The following is a 7,457-nucleotide window of genomic DNA, read 5'->3' as shown; positions in this document are numbered from 1 at the left end:
AGTTGTCGCTGACAGCGCCCCGTCCGCTCGCACCGCGTCGTTGAGCGCGCCACTTCGATCCGGCTGCGTGGCCGAGAACCCCACTTCCACTCGGCCGCGTCGCCGAGAGGGCCACTGCTCACGCGACGGTCATCAGGGCGCCGATCGGCGACGGCCACGACAGTGATTTGGGACCCCACTGGCACCGAAGTTCGCGACCCCACGCAATTTGACCGGGTCTTCGTGACCCAGGTGTCCCATATACGGCGCAGGANGTATATATCCCTTCTGCGTCAAATATGGGACAGCTGGGTCACCTTGCCTCGTTGCCTGGTTGAGCCGTTGGGCCAACTAACTCGCCATCACACCGTTCACAACGTCACAGAGAAGGACCGCTAGGGCGACCGCGTCTGCCGTGCTCTGCGCCGCGGCCGACGTGGGTTCAGCCGTTGCGCTGGCTGCCCGTCGGATTGACAGTGTCACCGTCCCAAGACAGATCCGAGTGTTCGTCGACCTCGAACGCCTCGAACGTGGGGTCAGTGAGCACTGCGTCGATCAGCTCGCGGCTGCCCGCAACGATCGTCGAATCCCAGTCGATCTCGCTCGCGACGACCCAGGCCCGGTCGGCCGGCCAGAGCAGCTGCGGCGTCACCCCGTCGTCGCCGTTCGTTGCGCCGAGGCCGGCGCCGCGCATCCAGCTCGGGTCTCTGAGCTCGGCGAGGCTCGTCTCGAATAAGAGGAATTCGCGGCCGGGCCACTGCAGCCAGGGGCCACGGGTCACGGCCTTGCGCACCTCGGGTGCGACGGATGCGCGTGCCTCCGCCGCGAGCCGGGCCCGCTCGCGCTTCGCCTCGGCTTCGTCGGTGCCGAAGACGATGTAGGCGCTCGAGCCGCCGTCGTGGAGCTCGCCCCAGCCGGTCCAGACGCCGGCGGTGACATCGTCGGGCGCGGTCGTCGCGGCGCCGAGGTGTTGCGTCAGCGCTGCAAGCAATTCTGGGTCAAGCCGCCCCTCATCGCTCTGCGACACCTCCCAACCATCGGTGAAAGAAAGCGCCGTTCCGTCGTCGGTGAGTCTGCGCCATTGCACGAGCGGATGCATGACGCGACCGTTGCGCTCGGCGACGCGCGCCCATCCCCACCGTGCCTTCTCGGTGATGCAGGCTGAGCCCCAATCGTCGACGTCGTCGCCGAAACGCCACGCGTGCACGGGGTGAAGGATGCGCGCATACGTCTCGAAGCCAGTGCCGGCGACGCCGCCGACGCTGGACCAAGCGCCGACGCGGTCGAGCAGCCAGGCGCCGCGCTGCGTGTCGTGGGTGAACTTCATAGCGAAAGCCACGCTACTGGTCGGTGACGCCCGGGGCAGTCTGACTAGCGACCACCCCGGGCCCCACCTTTGGTGTCGTCGGCGGTGCCATGACACACGCGCCTAGAATATGCGGCGCTGCAGGCCCGGCACCGCGAACTTGCGTTCGCGCTCGAGCTGCAGGCTCTCGGCCTCCTGCTGCAGGCGGTGGCGCAGCAGCAGGGTCTCGCGCTCGTGCGCCTCTTTGACGCGCCGGCGTTCGGTGCGCAGCACGAGCCAGACGCCCATGCGGAGCGAAACGCGGTCGAAGAACGTAAGGCCTTCGAATTGTTCTTGAACGGGTAATTGAACGGACAGATGTTGGTGATTGCGGTCGGTGGATACGAGTTGAACGCTATTGTTCACGAGAAAGACTTTCGAGTCACAAAGAATAATTGCGCACGCCAAAGAATTGGCGGTGGGGAATTGCGGCGGTGCGTTAGTGCCCGGCTCGAGAATGATCGAGTGGATGCACGGCTGCAGTGCAGAGACGTCTCCCGCATCGGGCCAGCGATGCTGATTCGCGCAGATCAAGCGGGCGGAGGCCCAGCTTGGTGCCTAGTGGAGGGCTACTCCCGGGGCGCAGCGAAGGGAAATCGGCGTGCCGGCAAAGACATTGCCTGACGTGATGTACCGAGTTGAAATAATCATCTTCCTGCCCCCTTTCCTTGAGACCTGTTTAACGTACGCACCCAAATGTGTGTGAGTCAAGTCAATTCGCGAAACATCCTGAAAATTGTCTGATGTGCTCGCGCTCGTGCAAGTTTTGTGGGTGGTGTATCCGAATTCAACGAACGAGCCGCGGTTCGAATGGATGCACAACACGCAGCGACTCGTGAGCTCGAACATGGGCGAGAGCATCCAAATTCCGGTTCGGTGGTTGCGCCCCGACCTAGGCTCCTCGACATGTCTTCAGCCTCAACGTCGAGCAGTGAACGCCTCGCCATCTCGGTCGGCGGTGACACGATTGCCGGGACGCTCTGGCGCCCCGCGGGCACCCCGACCGGCGTGGTCATCGTCAACCCGGCCACCGCGACACCGGAACGCTTCTATTCGACCTTCACCGAGTACCTCACGAGCCGCGGGCTCGCCGCCGTGACCTACGACTATCGCGGCACGGGCGCTTCCGGCGACCCGCGTCGCCACAAGCACCTGCGCATGCGCGACTGGATGCAGGAGGACGTGCCGGCGGTCGCCGAGTGGGCGTGGTCGCGCTTCCCGGCGGTGCCGGTCACCGCGGTTGGCCACAGCATCGGCGGGCACGCGATGGCGCTCGGCAACGGCGTCGACGACGTCGCGCGCTTCGCGATCGTGTCGTCGCACGTGGCGCACACGAAGAGGATCGAGCCCGCTGGGGAGCGGCACCGGGTCGGCGCGATCCTCGGCGTCGTCGGCCCGACGCTGAGCCGCACGCTCGGGTACATGCCCGGCAAGCGGCTCGGCCTCGGCGAGGACCTCCCTGCGGCCGCCATGATCGAACGGGGGCCGTTGGGCGGGCAAACCGGGCTACTTTTTCGACGACCCGAGCATGGATGCGGTGGCGCGCGCCGGTGCGGTGACGAGCGACGTGCTTGCGATCGGCGCCTCGGACGACCCGTGGGCCTCGCCCGGTCGGATGGATGCGCTCACCTCGCGCCTGACTTCGGCCAGTGTCGATCGCCGCACCTTCTCGCCTGAGCAACTCGGCGCGGAGCGTCTCGGTCACCACGGCCTCCTGCGCCGCAAGGTCGGCGAGCGGGCCTGGCCCGAGCTCGTCGACTGGCTCACCGCATCCGCCTGACGGTCAAACGGCGGCGGTGGTGTCGCTCGGTCACTTCGACACGATACGATGATGCTTCAGGTTTCCGCGACGCACCCGCTGCAGCGTGGATGGTGCGTTTGCGGGCGTCGCTGGTGAAGACCGCGACCACCGCCTCCGCACAACTGAGCCGCGGTGGCACCTTCACCGCGGGCACCGGATCACCCAAGGTCCAAGACAAAGAAAGTTAAGACGTCATGGCCACAGGCACCGTCAAATGGTTCAACTCCGAAAAGGGCTACGGATTCATCGCCCCCGACGACGGGTCGGCTGACCTGTTCGCGCACTTCAGCGCCATCAACGGCAGCGGCTTCCGCGGCCTTGAAGAGGGTCAGAAGGTTGAATTCGACGCCGAGCAGGGCCCCAAGGGCATGCAGGCGGCGAACATCACCGTTATCTCGTAGTTCGAGCGCACTAGGCCGCTTCGGCTGGGCATGATTGCCCGGGCGGAGTGGCCTTCGCCGTTTCCGGTCGCGGCCACTGACCTCGCGTCAAGCCGTCATCGTCGAAGCTGGTAGCTGCGGCCGCTTACCCGGCGGCCAGCACGTTCCGGCCTGGAGGCGTCATGACCGAACACATTCACGAACCCGCATGGGTCGAACACGCGATCTGGTGGCGCGCCTACCCACTCGGCTTCACTGGCGCCTACCCCGCGCCCCACGACCAGGATGCGCACCGGCTGCTCCGCTTGATTCCCTGGCTCGACCACGTAATCGAGCTCGGCTGCTCGGGCATCGCCCTCGGGCCGATCTTCACCGCCGCCACGCACGGCTACGACACCCTCGACCACTCTGAGATTGACCCGCGCCTGGGCACGCTCGACGACTTCGAGCGATTGGTGAGCGAGGCGCACGACCGGGGCCTGCGCATCCAGCTCGATGGTGTGTTCAACCACGTCGGCCGCGCGCATCCGATCGCCGCGGCGGCGCTGCGCGAAGGGCCGCGCACCGACTCGCTGCTGCGCACGGATGCGCCTGGTGCAGCCCGCGAGTTCGTCGCGTTCGAGGGGCACGAACAACTCCTGACCCTGAATCACGACAGTGAGCGGGTGCGTGACCTCGTCGTCGACATCATGTCGACCTGGCTCGAGCGCGGCGCCGACGCCTGGCGCCTCGACGCCGCGTACGCGGTGCCGACCGAGTTTTGGGCGGCGGTGCTCCCGGACGTGCGCCGCCGATACCCCGACGTGTGGTTCGAAGCCGAGGTGATTCACGGCGACTACGCCGAATTCGCGGCGGCGAGCAGCGTCGACGCGGTCACGCAATATGAGCTGTGGAAGGCGATCTGGTCGAGCCTCAACGACCGCAACTTCTACGAGCTTGCATGGGCGCTCGGGCGGCACAACGAGATGCTCGAACGGTTTGTGCCGACGACCTTCGTGGGCAACCACGACGTCACGCGCATCGCGAGCCAGATCGCCGACCCGCGCGACCTTGACCACGCGCTCGTGCTCCTCGCGCTGCTCGGTGGCACCCCCGAGATCTACAGCGGTGACGAGTTCGCCTTCCGCGCAGTGAAGGAGGAGCGCGCAGGCGGAGATGACGCGATTCGCCCCGAGTTTCCCGCGTCGCCTGACGAACTCGTCGGCGCGGATTCGCGCACGTATCACCTGCACCAGCGGCTGCTCGGCCTGCGCCGCCGGCACCCTTGGCTCCACCGGGCCAGGTCGAAGGCGGTCGAGGTGGCGAACGAGCGGCTCGTGCTCGCGCTGACCTCGAGCGACCAGGCGTTGCGCCTCACGCTGAACCTCGGTGACGCCGCGGGGCCGCTCGGGCCGGGCGAGCTCGTCGACTGCGATGACGCGACGCGCGGCCTCACCGGCTCGGTGGCGCCGCACGGCTGGTGCGTGCAGGCGTAGCAGCTCGTCGGTCTCGGCGTCGGCAGTGTCCCAGGCGGGGACGGGGTCGGGGAATCTGGCCCAGGCCCCGGGGCCCGTGGCGAACTCGTCGTCGGTGAGCGCGGCCTCGTCGAGCGCGGCGGTGAGGGCCGCGACATCGAGGTCGAGGCCGAGGAGCGCGAGGTCCTGCCCGATCGCGAGCACCTCGTCGGCGTCGTGGCGGCGTGCGGCGAGGGAGAGCGGCTCGAAGGAGATCATCGAGCCGACGTGGTTCCACTCGCCGACGATGCCGGGCCGCGTCGCGAAGTGGCAGAAGCCCGTCGAGCGGAGCACCGTGCCGAACTCGCCCTGCTGGATGCAATCGTCGAGCAGCGTCTGCAGGCGCTCGGGGTGCAGCGGGCGGAGGTGCTCGTAGCGGAGCCCCGTGACGCGCCGGTCCGTAATGTGCGGGTCGGAGTCGCCGCCACGCAGGCCGACCCAGCCCGGACGCTCCCGCGTGGCGGCGTAGTTCTCGGCGGTCTCGGGTACGGCGACACCGTCGTGGTCGAGCCGCAGCCGCGCCTGCGGGCTGAGGCTGCTCACGAGCGCCATCGTGGTCGAGAGATCCGGCGTCGAGAGCGCCTACCAGTTCACAAGCACGACCATCGAGGCGTATTCGATCTCGGTGGCGGCGAGCATGGCGCGTGCAGCGTAGCGGACGCCCGCCTCACGTTGCCACGGCGCGGCCCGGTGGCGCGCGGAGTCGTCGCGCGCGAGATCGCGAAGCAGGTGGGCGGCGTCGACGACACGGACGATCGCCGCGACCTCGAGGTGCGCGGCCGGGTCAGCGAGCGCGCCGATGAGCTCGGTCATGATCGTCGTGGTCGGGAACTCAATGACTGCGCCAGCCGGGGTGTTTGCCCACTGAGCGAGGGCACACGCCTCGTCGAGCGGGTCTGGCGACATGCTGAGACGCCGCGCGCTCACGTGCACCCCGTCGGTCGCCCGCCCGAGCTGCTCGGCGTAGCGGGCGCGTTCGGGTGCGCAACTGCCCACGACGGCGGCCACCTTGGTCTCGTGCCTGCGGTCTCCTTTGGCCGACTGAACGGCAAGCATCTAGGATGATAACTATTAGCAATAAGGAGGTTGAAACGAAGGGTCGGGCATCGCTGAAGTCGCTGAAGATCCAGCCGCGCGCGCAGGTCGTGCGCCGGCGCGGCAAAGTGTTCGTTATCAACAAGCGCAACCCGCGGTTCAAGGGGCGGCAGGGGTAGCGGCTAGCGGGGCAGGTGGTCCTCGCTCGCGAGCCACTCGTCGAACGTGATCGTGCCCTGGAGCGCATCCGGGGTGCCGCGGAGGAGACCCGACGCGAGGCCCTTGCCGTACACGCCCGGGAGCCGCACCTCGATGACCTTGCGCCGGCTGCCGTCGAACTTCAGCTGGCGGCGCGCGAGGTCGGCCGCCGTCTCGTCGTGCGGGCCGACGAGATCCTGCACGCGCCCGGCCGGTCCCTGCTCGGCGAGGCGCACGAGCCGGTCGCCGATCTCGCGGGCCGACACCGGGCGCATGAGCACCTTCGGGATCGCGGCAATCGGGCCCCGCTGCAGCCCGAGGAGCTGGGCCGAGAACTCGTGGAACTGGGCAGCGCGTGCGATCGTGTGCGGAATTGACCCCGCCGCGACTGAGCGCTCCTGCCCGAGCTTCGCACCGTAGTAGCTCGTGTTGATGGCGTCGATGCCGACGATGGAGAGCGCGACGTAGTGCTGCACGCCGACGCGAGCCCCTGCATCCATGAGCGTGCGCGTGCCCGACAGGAAGAAGCGGCGCGCCTTCGTGCCCGAGAGCGTGAAGAGGTTCGTCGCGTCGACCACGACGTCCGCGCCGGCGAGCGCGCCGCCGATGCCCTGCCCGGTGACGACATTGATCCCGAGCGAGCGGGCGAGCACGGCGGGCTCGTGCCCGGCCTCCGAGGCCGCCCGAACGACGTGGCGACCGACCGTGCCGGTGCCGCCTGCGACAGCGATGCGCATTGGTACCCCCCAAGATTGTGTGTTCTGGCGCAACGTCACAGCGCCCCGCACAGTCTTGTGGGGGGGCGCTGTGATTCCGCCGGGGATGCTCGGGTTAGGCGTTGGTCAGCTCGGCGACGAGGGCCTCGATGCGCCCGCGGATCTCGTCGCGGATCGGCCGCACCGCGTCGATGCCCTGACCGGCGGGGTCGTCGAGCTCCCAGTCTNTGTCGCCGCAGCCCATCGTGATGACGACGTCGGACTCCTTGACGGCCTCAGTCGTGAGCACCTTTGGCTGCTCGCTCGCGATGTCGATGCCCTCTTCGCGCATCGCCTCGACGGCGACGGGGTTGAGCTGGTCGGCGGGCATGGAGCCGGCGGAGCGCACCTCGACGGCGTCGCCCGCGAGGTGGCGGAGGTAGCCGGCGGCCATCTGTGAGCGCCCTGCATTGTGCACGCAAACAAACAGCACGCTTGGTNCGTACCGCTTGCCGGGGAAGATCGGGCAGG

9 protein-coding genes and 1 pseudogene are annotated in these 7,457 nt (G+C 68.1%); 4 read left to right on the top strand and 6 right to left on the bottom strand.

The window, feature by feature from the left end; translation table 11 throughout:
* Positions 1-421: 421 nt before the first annotated feature.
* On the bottom strand, positions 422-1,306 hold the full coding sequence (locus tag ID132_RS08225; RefSeq protein WP_125107819.1) for a hypothetical protein: 885 nt from the start codon (positions 1,304-1,306) through the stop codon (positions 422-424).
* 102 nt (positions 1,307-1,408) lie between these two features.
* Positions 1,409-1,858 (bottom strand): hypothetical protein, encoded by a 450-nt coding sequence (locus tag ID132_RS08220; RefSeq protein WP_125107820.1) that lies wholly within the window; start codon positions 1,856-1,858, stop codon positions 1,409-1,411.
* Positions 1,859-2,230: 372 nt separating this feature from the next.
* Here ID132_RS08220 and ID132_RS08215 point away from each other — a divergent pair, with 372 nt between their 5' ends.
* From ID132_RS08215 to ID132_RS08205, 3 genes are all read left to right on the top strand, one after another.
* On the top strand, positions 2,231-3,001 hold the full coding sequence (locus tag ID132_RS08215) for an alpha/beta hydrolase family protein (protein WP_235988404.1): 771 nt from the start codon (positions 2,231-2,233) through the stop codon (positions 2,999-3,001).
* 318 nt (positions 3,002-3,319) lie between these two features.
* The gene (locus ID132_RS08210; RefSeq protein WP_125107821.1) at positions 3,320-3,526 is read left to right on the top strand and encodes a cold-shock protein; all 207 of its coding nucleotides are present in this window, start codon (positions 3,320-3,322) and stop codon (positions 3,524-3,526) included.
* 161 nt (positions 3,527-3,687) lie between these two features.
* Positions 3,688-4,980 carry an alpha-amylase family glycosyl hydrolase gene (locus ID132_RS08205; protein WP_206427736.1) on the top strand — a complete coding sequence of 431 codons (1,293 nt, stop codon included), beginning with the start codon at positions 3,688-3,690 and terminating at the stop codon, positions 4,978-4,980.
* A gap of 114 nt (positions 4,981-5,094) precedes the next feature.
* Here ID132_RS08205 and ID132_RS15240 read toward each other — a convergent pair.
* Positions 5,095-5,550, bottom strand: a pseudogene (locus ID132_RS15240) (CobW C-terminal domain-containing protein); the annotation flags it as partial.
* A gap of 30 nt (positions 5,551-5,580) precedes the next feature.
* The gene (locus tag ID132_RS13135) at positions 5,581-6,054 is read right to left on the bottom strand and encodes a hypothetical protein (RefSeq protein WP_211198342.1); all 474 of its coding nucleotides are present in this window, start codon (positions 6,052-6,054) and stop codon (positions 5,581-5,583) included.
* Between the two features lie 5 nt (positions 6,055-6,059).
* Between ID132_RS13135 and ID132_RS08195 the strand changes: the two genes are divergently transcribed.
* A complete protein-coding gene (locus ID132_RS08195) occupies positions 6,060-6,212 on the top strand; it encodes a ribosomal protein bL36 (protein ID WP_193128323.1) in 153 nt (50 codons plus the stop codon).
* 3 nt (positions 6,213-6,215) lie between these two features.
* Here ID132_RS08195 and ID132_RS08190 read toward each other — a convergent pair whose 3' ends face one another.
* Together ID132_RS08190 and ID132_RS08185 are read right to left on the bottom strand one after the other, a co-directional pair.
* A complete protein-coding gene (locus tag ID132_RS08190) occupies positions 6,216-6,968 on the bottom strand; it encodes an SDR family oxidoreductase (protein ID WP_193128322.1) in 753 nt (250 codons plus the stop codon).
* 94 nt (positions 6,969-7,062) lie between these two features.
* The gene (locus ID132_RS08185) at positions 7,063-7,380 is read right to left on the bottom strand and encodes an arsenate reductase/protein-tyrosine-phosphatase family protein (RefSeq protein WP_193128321.1); all 318 of its coding nucleotides are present in this window, start codon (positions 7,378-7,380) and stop codon (positions 7,063-7,065) included.
* Between the last annotated feature and the right edge of the window lie 77 nt (positions 7,381-7,457).

It is taken from the genome of Gulosibacter sediminis, from assembly GCF_014904065.1.
GTDB lineage: Bacteria > Actinomycetota > Actinomycetes > Actinomycetales > Microbacteriaceae > Gulosibacter > Gulosibacter sediminis.
This window is presented reverse-complemented; position numbering and strand designations above follow the sequence as displayed.

Coding starts and splice junctions, on each gene's coding strand:
- ID132_RS08225 (WP_125107819.1), bottom strand. CDS start 1,306: ATGAAGTTCACCCACGACACGCAGCGCGGCGCCTGGCTGCTCGACCGC.
- ID132_RS08215 (WP_235988404.1), top strand. CDS start 2,231: ATGTCTTCAGCCTCAACGTCGAGCAGTGAACGCCTCGCCATCTCGGTC.
- ID132_RS08210 (WP_125107821.1), top strand. CDS start 3,320: ATGGCCACAGGCACCGTCAAATGGTTCAACTCCGAAAAGGGCTACGGA.
- ID132_RS08205 (WP_206427736.1), top strand. CDS start 3,688: ATGACCGAACACATTCACGAACCCGCATGGGTCGAACACGCGATCTGG.
- ID132_RS13135 (WP_211198342.1), bottom strand. CDS start 6,054: ATGCTTGCCGTTCAGTCGGCCAAAGGAGACCGCAGGCACGAGACCAAG.
- ID132_RS08195 (WP_193128323.1), top strand. CDS start 6,060: ATGATAACTATTAGCAATAAGGAGGTTGAAACGAAGGGTCGGGCATCG.
- ID132_RS08190 (WP_193128322.1), bottom strand. CDS start 6,968: ATGCGCATCGCTGTCGCAGGCGGCACCGGCACGGTCGGTCGCCACGTC.